The following is a 22620-nucleotide window of genomic DNA, read 5'->3' on the forward strand; positions in this document are numbered from 1 at the left end:
GAGAAGGGGGGATATGCGGGCGACAGCGCGCACGTGGGCTCCTCGTAGCGTGGTGGGGGCGGAGGTATTTCCTCACGCTGGCGCGAAGCTTACGTGTGCATGTCATCTTCAAGTCAATGCTTGAAAGTAAAAGATTTGTTGCTTCCAGGGAGTGGGGGCCTCCGGAAAATGGCCGAAAACCCCCACGCACCGGAAATTTGACGGCGCGTCAGCGCACCGGCCGGTCTGCCCGCTCCACCTTCTGGGTACCGTTCAGCGTCCGGTACGAACGCTCCCAGGACGAGGTCGCGTTCTGCTTCGTCTTGTCTGAGATCGTGTAGTAGTCCATCTGCGACCGCTCGGCCGTCACGTCCAGGACGCCGTACCCGTGAGCGTCCATGTCCAGCCATTTCACATGGCGGTTGGCGGCCTTGACGGCGGTCTCGGCCACCAGCGAGACGGTGTCGGCCGGGACGTGGAGGATGTCGTCGAGGTTGTCCGAGGTCACCGAGGTCACCACGAACTCGACCGCCGCCGACTTCGAGAAGGGGTACGTCGCGGCCGTCACCGGCACGTCGTTGGCCCACGCCATGTGGATGTCACCGGTCAGGAACACCGTGTTGCGGATGTCGCGGCCGCTGAGATGGCCCAGCAGCTCCGCCCGGTCGTCCGTGTAGCCGTCCCACTGGTCGACATTGACGGCGAGGCCGCCCTTGGGCAGTCCCAGCAGTCCGGCCAGCGGCTCCAGCAGGTGCGCCGGGAGCGCGCCGAAGGCCACCGGGGAGATCATCACCGAGGTGCCGACCAGCTTCCACGCGGCTTGCGAGGAGGCCAGCCCGGACTTCAGCCAGTCCAGCTGGGCCCGCCCGGTGATGCTGCGCTCCGGGTCGTCCACCGCGCCGCTGCCGACGCCGGCCTGCTGGGAGCGGAAGCTGCGGAGGTCCAGCAGGAGGAGGTCGACCAGGTCGCCGAAGCGCAGCTGCCGGTAGACGGTGCCCTCGGTGGAGGGGCGCACCGGCATCCACTCGAAGTAGGCCCGCTTCGCGGCGGCGGCGCGGGCCGCCCAGTCGCCCTCGGCGCCCGGCGTGTGGTTCTCCGCGCCGCCGGACCAGGCGTCGTTGGCGAACTCGTGGTCGTCCCATATCGCGATCACCGGGTGGGCCGCGTGCAGCGCCTGGAGGTCGGCGTCCGTCTTGTAGTTCCCGTGCCGGGTGCGGTAGTCGGCGAGGGTGAGGATCTCGTGCGTCGGCGCGTGCGGGCGCACCACGTACTTCGGCTCCGGGAAGCCGCCCGTCTTGTACTCGTAGATGTAGTCGCCCAGGTGCAGCACCGCGTCCAGGTCGGCGCGAGCGGCCAGGTGCCGGTAGGCGGAGAAGTAGCCCGACTCCCAGTTCGCGCAGGAGACCACGCCGAAGCGGATGCCGGGGACCCGCGCGCCGGCCGCCGGGGCGGTACGGGTCCGCCCGGCCGGGGAGACCGTGTCCCCGGCGGTGAACCGGTACCAGTAGGCGGTCTGCGGACGCAGCCCCCGCACGTCCGCCTTGACGGTGTGGTCGGCGGCCGCCGTCGCCGTGACGGAGCCGCTCGCGGTGATCCGGGTGAAGGCCCGGTCCTCGGCCACCTCCCAGTCCACGCGGGTGTCGGGGCCGAGGCCGGAGCCGGGGACGGCCCCGGCGGTGGGGGTGACGCGCGTCCAGAGCAGGACGCCGTCGGGCAGCGGGTCGCCCGAGGCGACGCCGTGCAGGAAGGCGGGCGCGTTCCCGGCGGCCCGGGCGGGCGCTGCGAGGGCGGCCGTCGCGGCGACGGGGGCGAGCACGGCGACGCCGGCGGCGGCCTTGACGACCGTACGGCGACGCGGCTCGGCGGAAGGAGAGGGGAGATGACTGGTCACGGCCGGTCAGATTACTGGCCGGTAGGGCTGCGGGACAGCCCTGGGAAAGCAAAGGGCGGGCGAACTCCCGGAGTTCGCCCGCCCCTGTCGCCCGGTGCCCCGGATCAGCCCTTCAGGGCCGCGTCGATCGCGGTGTTGTACGCCTCGACCGTCTGCGGGGTCTCGATCTTCTTGCCGTCCATCTTCAGCGTCGGGGTGCCGGTCACGCCGGACTTGTCGAACGCCTTGGACATCTCCAGCGCCCACCGGTCGTAGGTGCCGTCCTCGACCGCCTTCTTGAAGGCCGCGTTGCCCTTGAGGGCCGGGACCTGGTCCGCGACCTTCAGCAGGGCCGCGTCCTTGGCGAAGGCGTCGTCGCGCTCGTCGGGGTGGTTCGCCGTCGAGTACAGCGCCGCCTTGTACTCCAGGAACGCCTCCGGGCTGACGTCGAGCGCCGCGCCCAGCGCGCTGAGCGCGTTCTTCGAGCCCTCGCCGGAGGACATCTTGTCGATGAAGGTCGCGCCGATGTACTGGAGCTTGAACTTGCCCGCGTCGACGTCCTTCTTCACCTGCGCGCCCGCGGTCTGCTCGAACTGGGCGCAGGCCGGGCAGCGGGAGTCCTCGTACAGCTCCAGGGTCTTCTTCGCGTCCGCCTTGCCGATGACCACGGTCGTGCCGTTGTCGCCGGTGGTGTTCTTCGGCTTGACCAGCGTGGCCGTGGCCGCGGCCTCCCAGGCGGTGGGCTTGGTGTTCTGGACGACCGCGTAACCGATGCCGCCCGCCAGCGCGAGGGTCACGACGACCGCGCCCGCCACCATGACCTGACGGCGGACCTTGTCCTTCTTCGCCTGGCGCTCGCGCTCGGCGCGCAGCTTCTCGCGCGCGGCTGCCTTGTTGGCGTGGCTGTTGCGGGAACTCATGGGGTACTCCGTGGGATCAGGGACTGCGGATGGGGGACTGCGTGCGTCAGACGCCGAAGACGGGCGCCGGACGCGGCGGTCCCCTCCGTCCCACGGAATGGGCGGGGAAGCGGGTACGGGCCCCCACGCCCGGAAGGACCGCCCGCAGCGCGGGCCGCCGGGACCCGGGGGCCGCGGCCACCGAAGCCACCGCGAGCAGCAGCGGCCGGAAGGCGCGCACCGCGATCACGCGCAGCAGCCGGCCCAGGGCCCGCTCCCCGCGGCGCAGCCACAGGGCGGCCAGCAGCCCCACCGAGACGTGCGCCGCCAGCAGCAGCCAGGGCGTCCAGGGTCCGGGCGAGGTCAGCAGCAGCGCCGGGTCGGCAGCGGGCCCGGCGACGGTGGCCAGCGGTCCGCCCACCGGGGTGCCCCCGCACAGCTCGGCCAGCCCGAGCGCGCGCAGCGGGCCGTCGACCGGGCCGCCCGCGGGGCCGTAGCAGAGGTGCTGGGCGGCGCTGAAGGCCGTGTCGGCGGCCAGCTCCAGCGGGACGAGCAGCCCGCCGATCGCGGCGAAGCCGCGCTCGCGGCCGGCCAGGACGAAGGCCGGTCCGAAGACGGCGGCGAAGGCGCCGGCCAGCAGGACGGGCGGCAGCGGCACCCGGGACAGCAGGACGTGCGAGCCGGCCGAGAGCAGCACGACGAACGCGCTGAACAGCGCCGCCCGCAGCCCTCGGAGCCCGCGCAGCCCCCGGAGCCCCGCCTCTGATATGTCCATCGCGGCCGAGTGTGCCACGCGTCCCTGTGAAGGAGGACCCCGGCCCCACTCACATAAAAGGACTTTTACGGAGTGATCCTCCCATTGCGGAAGAGGTCCACGAAGATCTGGTGGTCCGCGCGCGCCCGGGCGCCGTAGGCGTGCGCGAAATCGACCAGCAGCCCGGCGAAGCCCTCCTCGTCGGCCGCGATCGCCGCGTCGATGGCCCGCTCGGTGGAGAAGGGCACCAGCGACTGCCCGCTCTCGGCCGCGTCGGCCGCCGCGTGCATGGTCGCCGTCGCCCGCCCCAGGTCCGCGACCACGGCCGCGATCTCCGCCGGGTCGTCGATGTCCGACCAGTCCAGGTCCACCGCGTAGGGGGAGACCTCCGCGACCAGCTGCCCCGACCCGTCCAGCTCGGTCCAGCCCAGCCACGGGTCGGCGTGCGCCTGGAGCGCGCGCTGGGAGATCACCGTGCGGTGGCCCTCGTGCAGGAAGTAGTCCCGTACCGCCCGGTCGGTCACGTGCCGGGAGACGGCCGGCGTCTGCGCCTGCTTGAGGTAGATCACGACGTCGTTCTCCAGGGCGTCGCTGTGCCCCTCCAGCAGGATGTTGTAGGAGGGCAGGCCCGCCGAGCCGATGCCCACGCCCCGGCGGCCGACCACGTCCTTGACCCGGTAGGAGTCCGGGCGGACCAGCGACTCCTCCGGCAGGGTCTCCAGGTAGCCGTCGAAGGCGGCCAGCACCTTGTACCGGGTCGCCGCGTCCAGCTCGATCGCGCCGCCGCCCTCGGTGAAGCGGCGCTCGAAGTCGCGGATCTCGGTCATCGAGTCCAGCAGCGAGAACCGGGTGCGCGCGCGGGCCGCCCGCAGCGCCCCCAGCAGCGGGCCGTCGGCGGTGTCCAGTGTGAAGGAGGGCACCTCGTCGTTCTTCGCGCCGGTGGCCAGGGCGTGGATCCGCTCCCGGTAGGCGGCGGCGTAGGTCCGCACCAGGCCGCTGATCTGGTCGTCGCTGAGCGCCTTGGTGTAGCCGATCAGGGCGACGGAGGCCGCGAAGCGCTTGAGGTCCCAGGTGAAGGGGCCGACGTACGCCTCGTCGAAGTCGTTGACGTTGAATATCAGTCGGCCGTTGGAGTCCATGTAGGTGCCGAAGTTCTCGGCGTGCAGGTCGCCGTGGATCCAGACCCGGCCGGTCTGCTCGTCCAGGTACGGGCCGCCGTGCCGCTCCCGCTCCAGGTCCGCGTAGAACAGGCAGGCGGTGCCCCGGTAGAAGGCGAAGGCGGAGGCCGCCATCTTGCGGAACTTGACCTGGAAGGCGGCGGGGTCGGCCGCGAGCAGCGAGCCGAACGCGGTGTCGAACACGTCCAGTATCTGCTCGGCGCGCTGCTCGTTCGTCGTCTCGGTGACCGCCATGGCGGGTGCCTCCAGGTGGCGCGGGTCGTTCGGGCTGCCGGTCGGTTTCCGGACAGCGTCCATGGTCCTGCAACGGACGACCGTACCGTTCGGTGCCCGCGATCTTTTACCGGGTCGACGTAGACTTCGAGGCTGCCCCCTCACTTCCCCCGGAGGTCCGCCGTCGTGACCAAAACGCCGTTCACGCACCTGCACGTCCACACCCAGTACTCGCTGCTGGACGGTGCCGCGCGGCTGAAGGACATGTTCAACGCGTGCAACGAGATGGGCATGTCCCACATCGCCATGTCCGACCACGGCAACCTGCACGGGGCCTATGACTTCTTCCACACGGCGAAGAAGGCGGGCATCACTCCGATCATCGGGATCGAGGCGTACGTCGCCCCCGAGTCCCGGCGCAACAAGCGCCGCATCCAGTGGGGCCAGCCGCACCAGAAGCGCGACGACGTCTCCGGCTCCGGCGGATACACGCACAAGACGATCTGGGCCGCGAACGCCACCGGTCTGAACAACCTCTTCCGGCTGTCCTCCGACGCCTACGCCGAGGGCTGGCTCACCAAGTGGCCCCGCATGGACAAGGAGACCATCAGCCAGTGGTCCGAGGGGCTCATCGCCTCCACCGGCTGCCCCTCCGGCGAACTCCAGACCCGGCTGCGCCTCGGCCAGTTCGACGAGGCCCTCAAGGCCGCCTCCGAATACCAGGACATCTTCGGCAAGGAGCGGTACTTCCTGGAGCTGATGGACCACGGCATCGAGATCGAGCGCCGGGTCCGCGACGGGCTGCTGGAGATCGGCAAGAAGCTCGGCATCCCGCCGCTGGTGACGAACGACTCGCACTACACCTACGCGAGCGAGGCCGGCGCCCACGACGCCCTGCTGTGCATCCAGACCGGCAAGAACCTCTCCGACCCGGACCGCTTCCGCTTCGACGGCACCGGCTACTACCTGAAGTCCACGGAGGAGATGTACGCCATCGACTCCTCGGACGCCTGGCAGGAGGGCTGCGCCAACACCTGGAAGGTCGCCGAGCAGGTCGACACCGAGGGCATGTTCCAGTTCCGGAACCTGATGCCGAAGTTCGACATCCCGGAGGGCCACACCGAGGTCAGCTGGTTCCGCGAGGAGACCATGCGGGGCATGCACCGCCGCTACCCCGCGGGCATCCCGGACGACCGGATGAAGCAGGCCGAGTACGAGATGGACACGATCATCTCGATGGGCTTCCCCGGCTACTTCCTCGTGGTCGCCGACTTCATCATGTGGGCCAAGAACCAGGGGATCGCGGTCGGCCCCGGCCGTGGTTCCGCGGCCGGCTCGATCGTCGCCTACGCCATGGGCATCACCGACCTCGACCCGATCACCCACGGCCTGATCTTCGAGCGGTTCCTGAACCCCGAGCGCGTCTCCATGCCCGATGTCGACATCGACTTCGACGAGCGCAGGCGCGTCGAGGTGATCCGGTACGTGACCGAGAAGTACGGCGCCGACAAGGTCGCCATGATCGGCACCTACGGCACCATCAAGGCCAAGAACGCGATCAAGGACTCCGCGCGCGTCCTGGGCTACCCCTACGCCATGGGCGACCGTCTCACCAAGGCCATGCCCGCCGACGTCCTCGGCAAGGGCATCCCGCTCTCCGGCATCCTCGACCCGAAGCACCCGCGCTACGGCGAGGCCGGCGAGATCCGCGGGATGTACGAGAACGAACCGGACGTGAAGAAGGTCATCGACACCGCCATGGGCGTCGAGGGCCTGGTCCGCCAGATGGGCGTGCACGCGGCCGGCGTGATCATGTCCAGCGAGACGATCACGGACCACGTGCCCGTCTGGGTCCGGCACACCGACGGCGTCACCATCACCCAGTGGGACTACCCGAGCTGCGAGTCGCTCGGCCTGCTGAAGATGGACTTCCTCGGCCTGCGCAACCTGACGATCATGGACGACGCCGTCAAGATGGTGAAGGCCAACAAGGGGATCGACATCGATCTCCTGGGCCTGCCGCTCGACGACCCCAAGACCTTCGAACTGCTCGGCCGCGGCGACACCCTCGGCGTCTTCCAGTTCGACGGCGGCCCCATGCGCTCCCTGCTGCGCCTGATGAAGCCCGACAACTTCGAGGACATCTCCGCCGTCTCGGCCCTGTACCGGCCGGGCCCGATGGGCATGAACTCACACACGAACTACGCGCTGCGCAAGAACAAGCAGCAGGAGATCACCCCGATCCACCCGGAGCTGGAGGAGCCCCTCAAGGAGATCCTCGGCGTCACCTACGGCCTGATCGTCTACCAGGAGCAGGTCCAGAAGGCCGCCCAGATCATCGCCGGGTACTCGCTCGGCGAGGCCGACATCCTGCGCCGCGTGATGGGCAAGAAGAAGCCCGAGGAGCTGGCGAAGAACTTCGTCATCTTCGAGGCGGGCGCCAAGAAGAAGGGCTTCAGCGACCAGGCGATCAAGGCGCTGTGGGACGTCCTGGTCCCCTTCGCCGGCTACGCCTTCAACAAGGCCCACTCGGCCGCGTACGGCCTGGTCTCCTACTGGACCGCCTACCTCAAGGCGAACTTCCCGGCCGAGTACATGGCGGGGCTGCTCACCTCGGTCAAGGACGACAAGGACAAGTCCGCGATCTACCTGAACGAGTGCCGGCGCATGGGCATCAAGGTGCTCCCGCCGAACGTGAACGAGTCCGAGCCGAACTTCGCCGCGCAGGGCGACGACGTGATCCTCTTCGGGCTCACCGCCGTCCGCAACGTCGGCACCAACGTCGTCGACTCGATCATCAAGACGAGGAAGGCCAAGGGGAAGTACTCGACCTTCCCCGACTTCCTCGACAAGGTCGAGGCCGTGGTCTGCAACAAGCGGACCGTCGAATCCCTGATCAAGGCCGGGGCCTTCGACGAGATGGGTCACACCCGCAAGGGCCTGGTCGCCCACCACGAGCCGATGATCGACAACGTGGTGGCGGTCAAGCGCAAGGAGGCCGAGGGGCAGTTCGACCTCTTCGGCGGCATGGGCGACGAGAGCGCGGGCGACGAGCCCGGCTTCGGCCTCGACGTCGAGTTCTCCGACGTGGAGTGGGAGAAGTCCTACCTGCTCGCCCAGGAGCGCGAGATGCTCGGCCTCTACGTCTCCGACCACCCGCTCTTCGGCCTGGAGCACGTGCTGTCCGACAAGACGGACGCGGGCATCTCGCAGCTCACCGGCGGCGAGCACGGGGACGGCGCGGTCGTCACCATCGGCGGCATCATCTCCGGCCTCCAGCGCAAGATGACCAAGCAGGGCAACGCCTGGGCGATCGCCACCGTCGAGGACCTCGCCGGTTCCATCGAGTGCATGTTCTTCCCGGCGACCTACCAGCTCGTCTCGACCCAGCTCGTCGAGGACACCGTCGTCTTCGTCAAGGGCCGCCTGGACAAGCGCGAGGACGTGCCCCGCCTGGTCGCCATGGAGATGATGGTCCCCGACCTCACCTCCGCCGGAACCAACGCCCCGGTCGTCCTGACCATCCCCACCGTCAAGGTCACCCCGCCGATGGTCACCCGTCTCGGCGAGATCCTGCGCCACCACAAGGGGAACACCGAAGTCCGGATCAAGCTCCAGGGGCCGCGCACCACCACGGTGCTGCGCCTCGACAAGCACCGGGTGCAGCCCGACCCCGCGCTCTTCGGCGACCTCAAGGTGCTCCTCGGCCCGGCCTGCCTGGCCGGATAGCGCCGCCGCCGCCGCAGGGTCCGCGGGCCCGGCGGGTCGCGGTACGTGAAGAAAGGGCGCGTCCGGAGACATCCCGGACGCGCCCTTTCACGTACCGCACACGGAGGCGTCAGTTGTGGCCGAAGCGCTTCTCCCGGCCCTTGCGCGCCATGTCGGCGGGCGTGGGGTGCGAGATCCGCTGCTGGGCCTGATCCGTCAGCGACGAACTCCTGGCCTGATCGGCTCCGCGTTCCGGAGCCGAAGACTTCTGCGGTTCGCGGTTCTGCTTCTTGTTCTTGGCCATGGTGGAACCTCCGTGAGGGTCTAGGGGCCAGGACCGCCTTCACCCTCACATACCGCCCCAAGGGCCGCATTTTGGATCATTACTGCGCGTAGTCGGCGCCTCGCCCGCGCCCGCCGTGAGATCCGCCACGCCGATGATCGAGTTCCGGCCGTCAACCTCCTTGCGTTCGGGCAGACTCGGGGAAAACCCAGACCGTCCCCCCGCTCGGCCGGGCGGGACCCCCAGGGAAGAGGGTGGAAACGTGGACCGCTGCGTCGTCCTGGTGGACGCCGGCTATCTGCTGGGCGCCGCCGCGAGTCTCCTCGCAGGGGAGCCCTCGCGCTCCCGGATCACCGTCGACCACGCCGCCCTCATCCAGGGCCTGCGCGAGCGGGCCGAGGCCGACACGGAACAGCCCCTGCTGCGCATCTACTGGTTCGACGGCGCACCCGACCGGGTACCGCAGCCCGAGCACCGGCGGCTGCGCGTCATGCCCCGCGTCACCGTCCGCCTGGGCGCCCTGACCCGCAGCGACGGCCGCTGGGCGCAGAAGGGCGTCGACGCCGCCATGCACGCCGAGCTGACCGAACTCGCCCGCAACCGGGCCTGCTCGGACGTCGTCCTGGTCACCGGCGACGGCGACCTGCTCCCCGGCCTGATGTCCGCCAAGGAACACGGGGTCGCCGTCCACCTCTGGGCCGTCCAGGCCGCCGACGGCGACTACAACCAGTCCGAGGACCTCGTCGCCGAGGCCGACGAGCGCCGCGTCCTCGACCGCGCCTGGATCACCCGCGCCGTCCGCGCCCGCGACCTCTCCGGACTCTGCGCCCCCGCCCCCGCCCCGCGCCCAGAGATCGCCGCGATCCTCTCCGCCCCGCTGCCCGAAGCGGCCCTCGCCGAAGCCGGCCGGGGCGGCTCCGGTCCCGGCGGCCGGCGCGAGGCGGAGCCCGCCGCCCCCCGCAGCGACCCGGCCGGGGCGACCCAGCCCGTGGCCCCCGGCCGGCCCGTGCCCACCCCCAAGGACCTCGCCGTGCTCCGCGCCCCGGGCCACGGCGTCGGCCCCGCGCCCACCGCCAGCGGCCAGCAGGTCTCGCCCGGCGCCCAGGCGCCCAGCGCCCTGCGCTGGTCCTCCGACAAGGGCTGGATCGACCGCGCCGGACCGCTCGGCGAACCCGCCGAGACCGCCTCCTTGCCCACCCTCGCCCAGCTCACCAGCGCCGAACAGCGCTGGGCCGACCGCGAGGAGGACATCACCACCGTCGGCGGCGACCCCTTCGAGGTCGGCCAGGTCTTCGCCCGCCGCTGGATGGAACGCCTGCCCGAGAGCGTCCATCTGCACAAGCTGTCCACCATGTACCCGCGCATCCCGCACCGCATCGACGGCGAGCTGCTGCGCTACGCCGCCCGCTTCGGACTGCTCGCGCACAAGGACGACCAGATCGACGAACACGACCGCTACGCCATCCGGGCCGGATTCTGGCGGGAGATCGACGTCCGCGCCGCCGCCGAGCAGGCCACCGCCACCGCGCCCGCCGCCACCCCGAGCGCCTCCGCCCTCTCCCCGGGCGGCCGCTGAGCCCCGGGCCGTGGATGAGCCCGGGCACGGATGAGCCCCGGGCCGCCCGTCCGGCCCCCCGCCCGGGCCGGCCGCCGCGCCCCGGGGACGGCGGCGACGCGGGAACCCCGTAGGCTGCTCCCTCGTGGATACGGGCACAGCACAGGCAGGACGCGAACGGTCCGCGGCACCGGGACCGGGGGACCGGCCGGGGGACGTCGTCTGCGCCGTGCGCGACCTGGTCAAGACCTACCCCGCGGCCCGGGGCGGCCGCGGAGCCCCCGCCCTGCCCGCCACCCGCGCCAACGACGGCATCAGCCTCGACGTCCGCCGCGGCGAGATCTTCGGCCTCCTCGGACCCAACGGCGCCGGCAAGTCCACCCTGGTGCGCCAGCTGACCGGACTGCTGCGGCCCGACTCCGGCTCCGTCACCCTGCTCGGCCACGACCTCGTCCGCCACCCCGAGCGGGCCTCCCGGCTGCTGGCCTACCTGGGCCAGGAATCCACCGCCCTCGACGAGCTGACCGTGGCCCTGGCCGCCGAGACGACCGGACGGCTGCGCGGACTCGGCCTGCGCGAGGCGCGCGCCGAGCGGGACGCCGTCCTCGACGAACTCGGCCTGACCCCGCTCGCCGCCCGGCCGCTGAAGAAGCTCTCCGGCGGCCAGCGACGCCTCGCCTGCTTCGCCGCCGCCCTGGTGGGGGAGCGGCCCGTACTGGTCCTGGACGAACCCACCACCGGCATGGACCCCGTCGCCCGGCGGGCCGTCTGGCGCGCCGTGGACCGCAGGCGCGCCGAACGCGGCGCCACGGTCCTCCTGGTCACCCACAACGTCATCGAGGCGGAAACGGTCCTCGACCGGGTCGCCGTCATCGACCAGGGCCGCGTCATCGCCTGCGACACCCCGGCCGGACTCAAGGCCGAGGTCTCCGGCGAGGTCCGGCTCGACCTGGTGTGGCGCGAGAGCGCCCCGCTGCACGTCCCGGAGGTCGCGGCCCTGCGGGAGCGGGCCGAGGAATCGGGGCGCCGCTGGACCCTGCGCCTGGACGCCGACGCGGCGCGGGCGGCGGTGGCCGCCGTCACCGGTGGCCCCGCCTTCGCCGCGCTCGACGACTTCACCCTCGCCACGCCCAGCCTGGAAGACGTCTACCTCGCCCTGGGCGGGCGTACGAAGGGCCTGGTCAAATCGTGACGACCATCGCGGACATCCCCGCACGCACCACCGCGGAGCCCGCCGGGCCCGCACCGCTGGCCCCCCGGGCCCGGTTCTTCCCGTCGCTGGCCGCCGTCTACAAGGCGCAGCTCTCGCGGGCCCGGGTCTCGCGGATCCCGCTGCTGTTCGTCGCGACCTTCCAGTCCGTCGGCATCATGATCCTCATGCGGGGCGTGGTGGACGGCGGCGGAGGCTCCGAGGCGCGGGCCGTGGTGGCCGGATCGTCGGTCCTCGTCGTCGCCTTCGTCGCGCTGAACCTGCTGGCCCAGTACTTCGGCCAGCTGCGCGCGAGCGGCGGGCTCGACCACTACGCCACCCTGCCCGTGCCGCCCGCCGCCGTGGTGCTGGGCGCGGCCGCCGCGTACGCGTCCTTCACCCTGCCGGGGACCCTGGTCACCGCCGTCTTCGGGTGCGTGCTGTTCGGGCTGCCGATGGGCGGGCTGTGGATCCTGGTCGCCGTGGTGCCGCTGGCCGGGGCCGCGCTGGCCGGGCTCGGCGCCGCGCTCGGCCTGCTGGCGCCCCGGCAGGAGCTGGCCACGCTGGCCGGGCAGCTGGGCATGTCGGCCGCGCTGCTGCTCGGGGTGCTGCCGCCCGAGCGGATGCCGGACGTCATCGTGTGGGCGCGGGACCTGCTGCCCTCGACGTACGGCGTGGAGGCCTTCGCCCGTACCTTCGCCCCGCACCCGGACTGGGCCTCCGTCGGCGCCGACCTCGCGGTGTGCGCGGCGGTCGGCGCGCTCTCGCTCGCCGTCGCGACCAAGGCGTACCGGCGGGCGGCGGTCCGCTGACGCCGGGCCGGGTTCCACCTGGCACGATGTGGGGGTGACCGAAGCCGTGACCCCGCCGCCGTCCCGCGACCCCTTCGGGCCGCCCGTGCTCGACGAGCGCGCGCCCGACCAGCCCGACCGGCCCGCAGCCACCGGCGGCCCGGCGGTGAGCGCCGCCGAGATCCGCGACGGGGCGGCCGTCGCCCTCCTGGTGGGGGTGGCCGGAGTACTGCTGGGACTGCTGTGGGTGTGGCTCTCGCCGCGGCTCCAGTACGTCTCCAACGGGGAGGCGGTGTTCCTCAAGGACACCGAGAACGAGGCGCGGATCGGGTCCGACGGGACGTTCCTGCTGCTGTCGGCGGGGCTGGGCGCGCTGAGCGCGGTCGCCACCTTCCTGTGGCGGCGGGCCGGGGGCGTGCCGCTGGCCGTCGGGCTGGGGCTCGGGTCCGTCTTCGCTGCGCTGGTGGGGTGGCGGCTGGGGCTGTGGCTCGGGCCGTCGGGGGACGTGGTCGCGCGGGCGAAGGAGGCGGGCAAGGGGGTTCCCTTCGACGCGCCGCTGGAGTTGCTGGCGTACGGGGTGCTGCTGGCCTGGCCGATGGCCGCGGTGGCGGTCCACCTGGCCCTGACGGCCCTCTTCACCCCCCAAGACCCGGCCCCCGAGCCCCCCGCGGCGGCCCCGCACCCCTGACGCTCCCGCTGCCCCGTCCGCCCCGGCGGCGCGCATGCCCTCCGGGGGCGCCTCAATCGCCGGCGGGGCTGGGTGTGCCGCCGGGTGGCGGGCCCCGTGTGCGCCGGGTGTCGTCGGTTGCCGCCGGGTGGCTCGCGTCGTGTGCGCCTGCGGCGTATCGGTCCTCCGGAGGCGCCTCAAACGCCGGCGGGGCTGAGTTTGCTGCGGCGGTCTTGGACCTGCCGCCCGACGGCGGCTGGCCGCCTGAGGACACTGCGGCTTCGCGCATCGTCGAGACACGGCGACGGGTCGCGCCCCACCCCCAGCCCCGCCGGCGTTTGAGGCGCCCCGGGAGGGCGGATTCGCCGCAGGCAGGGCCGGCCATCCCAGCCCCGCCGGCGTTTGAGGCGCCCCCGGAGGGCAGGGCTGCCGCAGGTTGGTCGTGTGCCGACTGGGCGCTGCCGAGCAGGACCATCCCAGCCCCGCCGGCGTTTGAGGCGTCCCCGGTAGGGCGGAATGCGCCGCAGGCAGGGCCCGGGCGTTGCTCGGCCATCCCAGCCTCGCCGGCGTTTGAGGCGCCCCCGGAGGGCCCACACGCCGCAGGCGCACACGACGCGCGAACCACCCGGCGCACCCGAGGCCCGCAACCCGGCGGCACACCCAGCCCCGCCGGCGATTGAGGCGCCCCTGGAGGGTGGGCGCGGGGGCAGCCGCGGTCAGGGGCGGGCGATCGGGGCCAGGGTGGCGGCCGTCAGGGTGGCCAGGGCGGTCGGGGGGAGCTCGACCTCCAGGCCCCGGCGCCCCGCCGAGACGCAGATCGTGGCGTGCCCAGCGGCCGACGCGTCCAGCACCGTCGGGAGCGCCTTGCGCTGCCCCAGCGGAGAGATCCCGCCCCGCACGTACCCGGTGGTGCGCTCCGCCAGCGCCGGATCTGCCATCGCGGCCCGCTTGCCGCCGACCGCCGCCGCCAGCGCCTTCAGGTCCAGGCTCCCGGCCACCGGGACCACGGCCACCGTCAGCTGCCCGTCGACCTCCGCCACCAGCGTCTTGAAGACCCGTTCCGGGGACATGCCCAGCGCGGCCGCCGCCTCCTCGCCGTACGACGGGTGCGCCGGATCGTGCACGTAGGCGTGCGTACGGAACTCCACGCCCGCGGCGGTCAGCGCCACCACGGCCGGGGTGCCGGAGGCGGACGCGGCCCCGGCCCCCTTCGTCTTCTTCGGCATGCCGGTCCCGCCCTCAGTTCAGGTTCGTGGGCGTGCGGGTCAGATCGATCATCGGCAGCGACGGCAGGTGCCGGATGACCGCCGTCTCCGCCCGCAGCAGCGTCAGCTCCTCCGCCAGCCGCGTCGCCGTGTCGGGGGCCTGGAGCAGCCGCTGCTTGGACGGGATGTCCAGCACGGCCGCGGCCGCCACCAGGTACGACACCACGGAGGGGTCGTCCGGCAGCTCGGCCCCGGTCAGGGACCGCTCCCGGGCCCCCGCGAGCCGCTTCTGGTACGAGCGGAACGCCCGCAGCACCCCCTCGGCCAGCGCCCCCGCGCTGTCGCCCGCGTCCTCCGGCAGCTCCTCCAGCTCGGCCACCAGGAAGGGCCCGGTCGCGTCCACGGACAGCAGCCGCACCCGGGTGGTCCCGGTGGCCAGCACCTCGAAGCTGCCGTCCTCGCGCTCCCGGATCGTCGCCGCGTCCGCGACGCAGCCCACCCGGTGGAAGGCCTGGATCGGGTCGGCGCCGAAGCCCGCGGCCGGGCCGCGTTCCGGCAGGGCCGTCTGGTCGGGCAGGCCCGGCGCGGTGGGCGCCACCTCGCGGCCGTCGCGGATCGCCACGACGGCGAAGCGGCGCGGTTCCTCCTCGCCCGTCTTCAGCAGGTCGCGCATCATGGCGCGATAACGCTCCTCGAAGATGTTCAGCGGGATGACGAGTCCCGGGAACAGCACCGTGTTGAGCGGGAAGAGGGGCAGGCGAACGGTGGTCACCGCCTCAGGGTAGTGGCCGTGCGGCCACGCCCGTCACTCTGTCCGCCCACCGCGTAGCGCCGCAATCCCGCCGCCTCAGCCCCGCCGCAGCAGCCGGGACGCCCCCGTCGCCACCGTCGTCGCCAGCACCCACCCCAGCAGCACCAGCGCGGACGCCCCCCACTGCCAGCCGCCCGTCAGCAGCCACTGTCCCTGCTGCCCGAGGTCGATGACCGGAAGCAGCAGGTCCAGGGCGTACAGCGCGGCGCTCCACTGCGGGTGCTCGTCCGCCTTGATCGGCTGCGGGTCGTGCGTGGAGAACAGCACGGTGCCCGCCGCCCACAGCACCGCCATCCACAATGCGGCCCGCCCGGGCCGGTACCCGTAGGCCATCGTCCAGTCCTGGAGGTGCCCCCACGCCCGCGCCGCGGGCGGCAGCGTCGCCCGCCGCCTGCGCATCTTGGCCAGCAGCACCTCCCGCGCGTCCGCGTCCTCGCCGCTGGCCCGCAGGACGGCCGCGAGGCGCTCGTACGGCTCCGGGGTGTACTCCGCACAGGCCGCCTCCGCCCACGCCAGGCGGCGCGCCAGCGGGAAGTGGCCGCGCGGCGCGAGGTTCTCGTAGACGAAGCCCTCCATCGACACCGCGCCCGGCGCCGCGGGCCAGCTGGTGGACTGGTCGACCAGCTTGACCACCTTCGCCCCCGACACCACCACCCGCCCGCGCTCCGGCTGCTCGCCCACGAACCGCAGCTCGGGGGTCTGGATCCGGCGCAGCGAGACCTCCTGCTCCTCGGTGAGCAGGAACCGGGCGCCGAAGAAGTCCACCGCGTCCCCGAACCGCCCGTCGTCCAGCCGCAGCCCGCCCCGGCACTCGAAGCGCCGCGCCCGGCCGCCGCGCGTGGGGGTCTGCCCCCAGCCGTAGGGCGGCGTCGCGCCGGGGTCCCCGGACCCGCCGACCAGGGCGATCGAGGTCAGGTAGAGGGTCCGCTCGACGGTCAGGGTGGGCGCGTTCAGGGCGAGCCGCCCGTACGGGTTGCTCAGCCGGGCACCGCGCAGGCTCATCGACACCCCGACCTTGGCGCCGCGCAGGCTGACCTCCCCGTACGTCTCCAGCAGGTCGGCCTGGAAGTCCTGCGCCACCGACATCCCGTCGGCCGCGATCGCCCGCCCCCGGTCGTCCTGCCGCACGACCAGCTGGCTGATGAGCAGGTCGGTGCCGATCTGCGCATCCGTCAGCCGGATCCCGCGGGCCACTCGACAGCGCAGCAGGTGCAGGTCCCCGGCGGTGTGCAGACGGGCCGCGTCGAGCCGGGGCACCGCGCAGTCGACCACGCGCAGGGTGCCCAGCCGGGTCTCGGACAGCTGGACCTCGCTGTCGAAGCGGCAGGACTGGAGTTCGACGTACGGGTCCACCGTGCCGCCCGACAGGTCGAGCCGCCCCGTGATCCGCGCCCCCCGCAGCTTCAGCGAGGACACCCGGCCCGGCACCGGCGGCGGCCCGTGGAGCAGCAGCAGCGCCACCACCCGCGCCCGGACGCTGCGCTCCGGCCCCCAAACCGTCTCGCTGTGCGGATCGTCCTCGCCGGCGACCCACGAACTCAGGTCGCAGACGTTCCCGGTGCGGAAGGCGTTCCACATCCGTCGCTCGGCCCCCGTCAGGCCCTCCGGCTCCTCGCCGGGACGTGGCTCGGCCACGGCGGCCCCCCTTCCGCTGTCTCCCCCGGTCACTGCGTGCAGTCGAACGCTAGGTGACGCCGGTGACAGCCGGGACGCGTATCAGCCAGTGATACGGACGAACGGTGGCGAGATGCGGTCTGAGAGAATTGCGGGGTGATCTCACGTATCGACCTGCGCGGCGACTCCCTCCCCGAGGGTGGCGCCCTGCGCGATCTGCTGCCCCGTGCCGAGTTCGACGTAGCGGCCGCCCTGGACAAGGTGCGGCCCATCTGCGAGGACGTCCATCATCGCGGCACGGCGGCGCTGATCGAGTACGCGCAGCGGTTCGACGGGGTCGCGCTGGAGCGGATCCGGGTCCCCGGCGAGGCCCTCAAGGCCGCCCTGGAGGAGCTGGATCCGGCCGTCCGCGCGGCCCTGGAGGAGTCGATCCGGCGTGCCCGGATCGTGCACGCGCAGCAGCGCCGCTCCGAGCACACCACCCAGGTCGTCCCCGGCGGCACCGTCACCGAGAAGTGGGTCCCCGTCGACCGCGTGGGCCTCTACGCGCCCGGCGGCCGGTCCGTCTACCCGTCCTCCGTGATCATGAACGTCGTCCCGGCCCAGGAGGCGGGCGTCCCCTCCATCGCGCTCGCGTCCCCGCCGCAGGCCGACTTCGGCGGCCTGCCGCACCCGACGATCCTGGCCGCCTGCGCGCTGCTCGGCATCGACGAGGTGTACGCGGCCGGCGGGGCCCAGGCCGTCGCGATGTTCGCGTACGGCACGGACGAGTGCGCCCCGGCGAACATGGTGACCGGCCCCGGCAACATCTGGGTCGCCGCCGCCAAGCGCTACTTCACCGGGAAGATCGGCATCGACACCGAAGCCGGCCCCACCGAGATCGCGGTGCTCGCGGACGCCACGGCCGACCCCGTGCACGTCGCCGCCGACCTGATCAGCCAGGCCGAGCACGACCCGCTCGCCGCCGCCGTCCTCGTCACGGACTCCGAAGAGCTGGCCGCCGCCGTGGAACGCGAGCTGGAACCGCAGGTCGCGGCCTCCAAGCACGTCGAGGACCGGATCCGGCCCGCCCTCGCCGGCCGCCAGTCCGCGATCGTCCTCGTCGACAGCCTGGAGGACGGCCTCACCGTCGTCGACGCCTACGGCGCGGAGCACCTGGAGATCCAGACCGCCGACGCGGCCGCCTGGGCCGCCCGGGTCCGCAACGCGGGCGCGATCTTCGTCGGCCCCTGGTCCCCGGTCTCGCTCGGCGACTACTGCGCGGGCTCCAACCACGTGCTGCCCACCGCCGGCTGCGCCTGCCACTCCTCGGGCCTGTCGGTGCAGTCCTTCCTGCGCGGCATCCACATCGTCGACTACACGCGCGACGCCCTCGCCGAGGTCACCCACCACGTGGTCGCCCTTGCCGAGGCCGAGGACCTGCCCGCGCACGGCGCCGCCCTCAAGGCGCGCTTCGGGTGGAAGGTGCCCACCCAGTGAGCGCCGACATCGGCATCGACGACCTCCCCATCCGCGAAGAACTGCGCGGCAAGAGCCCCTACGGCGCCCCGCAGCTCGACGTACCCGTCCAGCTCAACACCAACGAGAACCCCTACGGCCTGCCCGAGGAACTCGTGGCGCGCATCGCGGAGCGCGTCGCCGACGCCGCCCGCACCCTCAACCGCTACCCCGACCGGGACGCCGTCGAGCTGCGCACCGAGCTGGCCGCCTACCTCACCCGCACGGGCGGGCACCCGGTCGCGCGGGAGAACGTATGGGCCGCCAACGGCTCCAACGAGATCCTCCAGCAGTTGCTCCAGACCTTCGGCGGACCCGGCCGCACCGCGATCGGCTTCGAGCCCTCCTACTCGATGCACGCCCTGATCGCCCGCGGCACCGGCACCGGCTGGATCTCCGGCCCGCGCCGGGACGACTTCACCATCGACGTGGACGCGGCCGTCCGGGCGATCGCGGAGCACGCCCCGCACGTCGTCTTCATCACCTCGCCCAACAACCCCACCGGCACCGCGGTCGAGACCGGGACGGTCCTCGCGCTCTACGAGGCCGCCCAGGCCGCCCGCCCGTCCCTGGTGGTCGTGGACGAGGCGTACGTCGAGTTCAGCCACCGGGAGTCGCTCCTGCCGCTGCTCGAAGGCCGCCCGCACCTCGTGGTCTCCCGGACCATGTCCAAGGCCTTCGGCGCCGCCGGACTGCGCCTGGGCTACCTCGCCGCGCACCCCGCCGTCGTGGACGCCGTACAGCTGGTGCGCCTGCCGTACCACCTGTCCGCCGTCACCCAGGCGACCGCGCTGGCCGCCCTGGAGCACACCGACACCCTGCTCGGCTACGTCGAGCAGCTCAAGGCCGAACGCGACCGGCTGGTCACCGAACTGCTCGCCACGGGCTACGAGGTCACCGCGTCCGACGCGAACTTCGTGCAGTTCGGGAGGTTCGCGGACTCCCACACCGCATGGCAGCAGATCCTGGACCGGGGTGTCCTGGTCAGGGACAACGGAGTACCCGGGTGGCTGCGGGTCACCGCCGGCACCCCGGCCGAGAACGACGCGTTCCTGGAAGCGGTTCGCGCACTGAAGAAGGAGCAGCAGGCATGAGCCGCATCGGACGGGTCGAACGGACCACCAAGGAGACCTCGGTCCTCGTCGAGATAGACCTCGACGGCACCGGCAAGGTCGACGTGTCCACCGGTGTGGGCTTCTACGACCACATGCTCGACCAGCTGGGCCGCCACGGACTCTTCGACCTCACCGTCAAGACCGAGGGCGACCTGCACATCGACAGCCACCACACCATCGAGGACAGCGCCCTCGCGCTCGGCGCCGCCTTCCGGCAGGCCCTCGGCGACAAGGTCGGCATCTACCGGTTCGGCAACTGCACGGTCCCGCTGGACGAGTCCCTCGCCCAGGTGACCGTCGACCTGTCGGGCCGCCCGTACCTGGTGCACACCGAGCCCGAGAACATGGCGCCGATGATCGGCTCGTACGACACGACCATGACGCGGCACATCTTCGAGTCGTTCGTCGCCCAGGCCCAGATCGCCCTGCACATCCACGTCCCGTACGGGCGCAACGCCCACCACATCGTGGAGTGCCAGTTCAAGGCACTGGCCCGGGCCCTGCGCTACGCCGCCGAGTTCGACCCGCGGGCCGCGGGCATCCTTCCCTCCACGAAGGGCGCCCTCTAACCGTGAACGGCCTCAACACCATCCTCATCGTCCTCGGCCTCTTCCTCGCCGGCGGCGTCTACTCCTTCCAGAAGCAGAAGATGCCCGTGTCGGTCGTCGTCCTGCTGGCCATCGGCTCCGTCATGTGTCTGGTAGCCGGAATCCTGCGCATCCAAGGAATCTGGGAATGACCCCCACCAAGAAGGTCGTCGTCTTCGACTACGGCTTCGGCAACGTCCGCTCCGCCGAGCGGGCCCTCGCGCGCGTCGGCGCCGAGGTCGAGATCACCCGCGACTACGACAAGGCCATGGACGCCGACGGGCTGCTCGTCCCCGGCGTCGGTGCCTTCGAGGCGTGCATGCGCGGCCTCAAGCAGGTCCGCGGCGACTGGATCATCGGCCGCAGGCTCTCCGGCGGACGCCCGGTCATGGGCATCTGCGTCGGCATGCAGATCCTCTTCGAGCGCGGCATCGAACACGGCGTCGAGACGGACGGCCTCGACGAATGGCCCGGCACCGTCGAGCCCCTCCGGGCCCCGGTCGTCCCCCACATGGGCTGGAACACCGTCGACGCCCCCGCCGACAGCCAGGCCTTCGCCCACCTGGACGACGACGCGCGCTTCTACTTCGTCCACTCCTACGCGGTGCGCCACTGGACCCTCGAAGTCACCAACCCGCTGATCCGCGCCCCCCGCGTCACCTGGGCCGCGCACGGCGAGCGCTTCGTCGCGGCGGTGGAGAACGGCGCCCTGTGGGCCACCCAGTTCCACCCCGAGAAGTCCGGCGACGCCGGTGCCCAGCTCCTCACCAACTGGATCGAGACCCTCTGATGGCGAACGCGCTCGAACTGCTCCCCGCGGTCGACGTCCGCGACGGCCAGGCGGTCCGCCTGGTGCACGGCGAATCCGGCAGCGAGACCTCCTACGGCTCCCCGCTCCAGGCCGCCCTCGCCTGGCAGGCCTCCGGCGCCGAATGGCTCCACCTGGTCGACCTCGACGCCGCCTTCGGTACGGGCGACAACCGCGCCCTGGTCGCCGAGATCACCGGCGCGATGGACATCAAGGTCGAACTCTCCGGCGGCATCCGCGACGACGCCACGCTCGCCGCGGCCCTCGCCACCGGCTGCACCCGGGTCAACCTCGGCACCGCCGCCCTGGAGACCCCCGACTGGGTGGCCAAGGTCATCGCCGAGTACGGCGACAGGATCGCGGTCGGGCTCGACGTACGCGGTACGACCCTCAAGGGCCGTGGCTGGACCAGCGAGGGCGGCGACCTCTACGAGGCCCTCGCGCGCCTGGACTCCGAAGGCTGCGCCCGCTACGTCGTCACCGACATCGGCAAGGACGGCACCCTGACCGGCCCCAATCTGGAGCTGCTGCGCAACGTCTGCGCCGCCACCGACCGGCCGGTCGTCGCCTCCGGCGGCGTCTCCTCGCTGGAGGACCTGCGGGCGCTGGCCGAGCTGGTCCCGCTGGGCGTCGAGGGCGCCATCGTCGGCAAGGCCCTGTACGCCAAGGCCTTCACCCTGGAAGAGGCCCTGAAGGCGGTGGCCCTGTGAGCGGGGTACGCCGGATCTCCTCGGGCGGGCCCTGGGAGGAAGCCATCGGCTACTCCCGCGCCGTCGCCCTGCCGGGCGGCCTCGTCCTCGTCTCCGGCTGCACCTCCGTGGTGGGCGGTCAGATCGCCGCGGGCGGCCCGTACGAACAGACCGTGAACTCCTTCAAGGTCGCCTTCGAGGCCCTTGCCCAGGCGGGTCTGGGCCGCGAGGACGTCGTCCGCACCCGGATGTACATCACGCACGCCCGGGACGTCGAAGAGGTGGGCCGCGCCCACAAGGAGCTCTTCGACTCCGTCCGCCCCGCCGCCTCGATGATCATCGTGTCCGGCTTCATCGACCCCAGCCTGGTCGTCGAGGTCGAGGTCGAGGCCTACCGAGGAGAGACCGCATGACCCTCGCCGTACGGGTGATCCCCTGCCTGGACGTGGACAACGGCCGGGTCGTCAAGGGCGTCAACTTCCAGAATCTGCGCGACGCGGGCGACCCCGTCGAAATGGCCAAGCTGTACGACGCCGAGGGCGCCGACGAGCTGACCTTCCTCGACATCACCGCCTCCTCCGGCAACCGCGAGACCACCTACGACGTGGTGCGCCGCACCGCCGAACAGGTCTTCATCCCGCTCACCGTCGGCGGCGGCGTGCGCACCGCGGACGACGTGGACAAGCTGCTGCGCGCGGGCGCGGACAAGGTCGGCGTCAACACCGCCGCCATCGCCCGGCCCGAACTGATCCAGGAGATCGCCGAGCGCTTCGGCCGCCAGGTCCTCGTCCTGTCCGTCGACGCCCGGCGCACCGAGGCCGGCACCTTCGAGGTCACCACCCACGGCGGCCGCCGCGGGACCGGCCTCGACGCCGTGGAATGGGCCCACCGGGCCGCCGAACTGGGCGCCGGGGAAATCCTGTTGAACTCGATGGACGCCGACGGCACCAAGGACGGCTACGACACCGAGATGATCGCGGCGGTCCGCAAGCACGTCACCGTCCCGGTGATCGCCTCGGGCGGCGCGGGCAGACTGGCCGACTTCGCCCCGGCCGTCGCCGCGGGCGCCGACGCCGTGCTCGCGGCCTCCGTCTTCCACTTCGGGGACCTGCGCATCGGGCAGGTCAAGGACGCGCTGCGGGAAGCCGGGCACCCGGTCCGCTAGAGCGTTTCTTCCGCACGGTGCGACCAGAGCCCGGGGGGGCCGG

21 protein-coding genes are annotated in these 22620 nt (G+C 72.4%); 13 read left to right on the forward strand and 8 right to left on the reverse strand.

What is annotated here, in order from left to right; all coding sequences use genetic code 11:
- Nucleotides 1–208: 208 nt before the first annotated feature.
- The 4 genes from ABZY31_RS20160 to ABZY31_RS20175 form a co-directional block, all read right to left on the reverse strand.
- Nucleotides 209–1870 (reverse strand): alkaline phosphatase D family protein, encoded by a 1662-nt coding sequence (locus ABZY31_RS20160; RefSeq protein ID WP_356412236.1) that lies wholly within the window; start codon nucleotides 1868–1870, stop codon nucleotides 209–211.
- Nucleotides 1871–1974: 104 nt separating this feature from the next.
- Complete coding sequence (locus ABZY31_RS20165; RefSeq protein ID WP_356412239.1) at nucleotides 1975–2769, reverse strand: DsbA family protein; 795 nt, start codon at nucleotides 2767–2769, stop codon at nucleotides 1975–1977.
- 46 nt (nucleotides 2770–2815) lie between these two features.
- Nucleotides 2816–3523 (reverse strand): hypothetical protein, encoded by a 708-nt coding sequence (locus ABZY31_RS20170; RefSeq protein WP_356412241.1) that lies wholly within the window; start codon nucleotides 3521–3523, stop codon nucleotides 2816–2818.
- Nucleotides 3524–3588: 65 nt separating this feature from the next.
- Nucleotides 3589–4914, reverse strand: a complete 1326-nt coding sequence (locus ABZY31_RS20175) for a DUF2252 domain-containing protein (RefSeq protein ID WP_356412299.1) — start codon at nucleotides 4912–4914, stop codon at nucleotides 3589–3591.
- A 165-nt stretch (nucleotides 4915–5079) separates the two neighbouring features.
- Here ABZY31_RS20175 and dnaE point away from each other — a divergent pair, with 165 nt between their 5' ends.
- Nucleotides 5080–8622 (forward strand): DNA polymerase III subunit alpha, encoded by a 3543-nt coding sequence (gene dnaE / locus ABZY31_RS20180; protein ID WP_356412243.1) that lies wholly within the window; start codon nucleotides 5080–5082, stop codon nucleotides 8620–8622.
- A 109-nt stretch (nucleotides 8623–8731) separates the two neighbouring features.
- Here the strand turns inward: dnaE and ABZY31_RS20185 are convergent, their stop codons facing one another.
- Entirely contained in the window at nucleotides 8732–8905 is a 174-nt protein-coding gene (locus tag ABZY31_RS20185) for a hypothetical protein (RefSeq protein ID WP_356412245.1), read from the reverse strand.
- Nucleotides 8906–9146: 241 nt separating this feature from the next.
- Here ABZY31_RS20185 and ABZY31_RS20190 point away from each other — a divergent pair, with 241 nt between their 5' ends.
- From ABZY31_RS20190 to ABZY31_RS20205, 4 genes are all read left to right on the forward strand, one after another.
- The gene (locus tag ABZY31_RS20190; protein ID WP_356412247.1) at nucleotides 9147–10460 is read left to right on the forward strand and encodes an NYN domain-containing protein; all 1314 of its coding nucleotides are present in this window, start codon (nucleotides 9147–9149) and stop codon (nucleotides 10458–10460) included.
- 208 nt (nucleotides 10461–10668) lie between these two features.
- Nucleotides 10669–11631 carry an ABC transporter ATP-binding protein gene (locus tag ABZY31_RS20195; protein WP_356412301.1) on the forward strand — a complete coding sequence of 321 codons (963 nt, stop codon included), beginning with the start codon at nucleotides 10669–10671 and terminating at the stop codon, nucleotides 11629–11631.
- Between the two features lie 5 nt (nucleotides 11632–11636).
- Nucleotides 11637–12440, forward strand: a complete 804-nt coding sequence (locus ABZY31_RS20200) for an ABC transporter permease (RefSeq protein ID WP_356412303.1) — start codon at nucleotides 11637–11639, stop codon at nucleotides 12438–12440.
- Between the two features lie 34 nt (nucleotides 12441–12474).
- Nucleotides 12475–13107, forward strand: coding sequence for a hypothetical protein (locus tag ABZY31_RS20205; RefSeq protein ID WP_356412249.1), 633 nt, complete (start codon nucleotides 12475–12477; stop codon nucleotides 13105–13107).
- A 695-nt stretch (nucleotides 13108–13802) separates the two neighbouring features.
- On the opposite strand, the gene ybaK is transcribed toward ABZY31_RS20205, so the two are convergent.
- The 3 genes from ybaK to ABZY31_RS20220 form a co-directional block, all read right to left on the reverse strand.
- On the reverse strand, nucleotides 13803–14312 hold the full coding sequence (gene ybaK, locus ABZY31_RS20210) for a Cys-tRNA(Pro) deacylase (RefSeq protein ID WP_356412251.1): 510 nt from the start codon (nucleotides 14310–14312) through the stop codon (nucleotides 13803–13805).
- A 13-nt stretch (nucleotides 14313–14325) separates the two neighbouring features.
- A complete protein-coding gene (locus ABZY31_RS20215; protein ID WP_356412253.1) occupies nucleotides 14326–15063 on the reverse strand; it encodes an LON peptidase substrate-binding domain-containing protein in 738 nt (245 codons plus the stop codon).
- Between the two features lie 75 nt (nucleotides 15064–15138).
- Nucleotides 15139–16737 carry an oxidoreductase gene (locus ABZY31_RS20220; protein ID WP_356412255.1) on the reverse strand — a complete coding sequence of 533 codons (1599 nt, stop codon included), beginning with the start codon at nucleotides 16735–16737 and terminating at the stop codon, nucleotides 15139–15141.
- Nucleotides 16738–16872: 135 nt separating this feature from the next.
- On the opposite strand from ABZY31_RS20220, the gene hisD reads away from it, so the two are divergent.
- From hisD to hisF, 8 genes are read left to right on the forward strand one after another with little or no spacing between them, the layout of a single operon-like run.
- Complete coding sequence (hisD, locus tag ABZY31_RS20225; protein WP_356412257.1) at nucleotides 16873–18195, forward strand: histidinol dehydrogenase; 1323 nt, start codon at nucleotides 16873–16875, stop codon at nucleotides 18193–18195.
- The gene (locus ABZY31_RS20230; RefSeq protein ID WP_356412259.1) at nucleotides 18192–19307 is read left to right on the forward strand and encodes a histidinol-phosphate transaminase; all 1116 of its coding nucleotides are present in this window, start codon (nucleotides 18192–18194) and stop codon (nucleotides 19305–19307) included. The genes hisD and ABZY31_RS20230 overlap by 4 nt, the downstream gene beginning before the upstream one ends.
- The gene (gene hisB, locus ABZY31_RS20235; RefSeq protein WP_356412261.1) at nucleotides 19304–19897 is read left to right on the forward strand and encodes an imidazoleglycerol-phosphate dehydratase HisB; all 594 of its coding nucleotides are present in this window, start codon (nucleotides 19304–19306) and stop codon (nucleotides 19895–19897) included. The genes ABZY31_RS20230 and hisB overlap by 4 nt, the downstream gene beginning before the upstream one ends.
- 2 nt (nucleotides 19898–19899) lie before the next feature.
- Nucleotides 19900–20067, forward strand: a complete 168-nt coding sequence (locus ABZY31_RS20240; RefSeq protein WP_356412263.1) for a hypothetical protein — start codon at nucleotides 19900–19902, stop codon at nucleotides 20065–20067.
- Nucleotides 20064–20705 carry an imidazole glycerol phosphate synthase subunit HisH gene (gene hisH / locus ABZY31_RS20245; protein ID WP_356412265.1) on the forward strand — a complete coding sequence of 214 codons (642 nt, stop codon included), beginning with the start codon at nucleotides 20064–20066 and terminating at the stop codon, nucleotides 20703–20705. Before ABZY31_RS20240 ends, hisH begins: the two co-directional genes overlap by 4 nt.
- Nucleotides 20705–21433 (forward strand): bifunctional 1-(5-phosphoribosyl)-5-((5-phosphoribosylamino)methylideneamino)imidazole-4-carboxamide isomerase/phosphoribosylanthranilate isomerase PriA, encoded by a 729-nt coding sequence (gene priA / locus ABZY31_RS20250; RefSeq protein ID WP_356412266.1) that lies wholly within the window; start codon nucleotides 20705–20707, stop codon nucleotides 21431–21433. The genes hisH and priA overlap by 1 nt, the downstream gene beginning before the upstream one ends.
- Nucleotides 21430–21825, forward strand: a complete 396-nt coding sequence (locus ABZY31_RS20255) for a RidA family protein (RefSeq protein WP_356412268.1) — start codon at nucleotides 21430–21432, stop codon at nucleotides 21823–21825. The genes priA and ABZY31_RS20255 overlap by 4 nt, the downstream gene beginning before the upstream one ends.
- Entirely contained in the window at nucleotides 21822–22577 is a 756-nt protein-coding gene (hisF, locus tag ABZY31_RS20260; protein WP_356412270.1) for an imidazole glycerol phosphate synthase subunit HisF, read from the forward strand. Before ABZY31_RS20255 ends, hisF begins: the two co-directional genes overlap by 4 nt.
- The last annotated feature ends 43 nt before the right edge of the window (nucleotides 22578–22620 follow it).

Origin of the sequence: Streptomyces sp. NPDC006529 (genome assembly GCF_040611795.1) — a bacterium.
GTDB lineage: Bacteria > Actinomycetota > Actinomycetes > Streptomycetales > Streptomycetaceae > Streptomyces.

Bases quoted from the DNA above. Each gene is read 5' to 3' on its own strand.
- ABZY31_RS20165 (WP_356412239.1), bottom strand. From the start codon at position 2,769: ATGAGTTCCCGCAACAGCCACGCCAACAAGGCAGCCGCGCGCGAGAAG.
- ABZY31_RS20170 (WP_356412241.1), bottom strand. From the start codon at position 3,523: ATGGACATATCAGAGGCGGGGCTCCGGGGGCTGCGCGGGCTCCGAGGG.
- ABZY31_RS20175 (WP_356412299.1), bottom strand. From the start codon at position 4,914: ATGGCGGTCACCGAGACGACGAACGAGCAGCGCGCCGAGCAGATACTG.
- ABZY31_RS20185 (WP_356412245.1), bottom strand. From the start codon at position 8,905: ATGGCCAAGAACAAGAAGCAGAACCGCGAACCGCAGAAGTCTTCGGCT.
- ybaK (WP_356412251.1), bottom strand. From the start codon at position 14,312: ATGCCGAAGAAGACGAAGGGGGCCGGGGCCGCGTCCGCCTCCGGCACC.
- hisB (WP_356412261.1), top strand. From the start codon at position 19,304: ATGAGCCGCATCGGACGGGTCGAACGGACCACCAAGGAGACCTCGGTC.
- hisH (WP_356412265.1), top strand. From the start codon at position 20,064: ATGACCCCCACCAAGAAGGTCGTCGTCTTCGACTACGGCTTCGGCAAC.
- priA (WP_356412266.1), top strand. From the start codon at position 20,705: ATGGCGAACGCGCTCGAACTGCTCCCCGCGGTCGACGTCCGCGACGGC.
- hisF (WP_356412270.1), top strand. From the start codon at position 21,822: ATGACCCTCGCCGTACGGGTGATCCCCTGCCTGGACGTGGACAACGGC.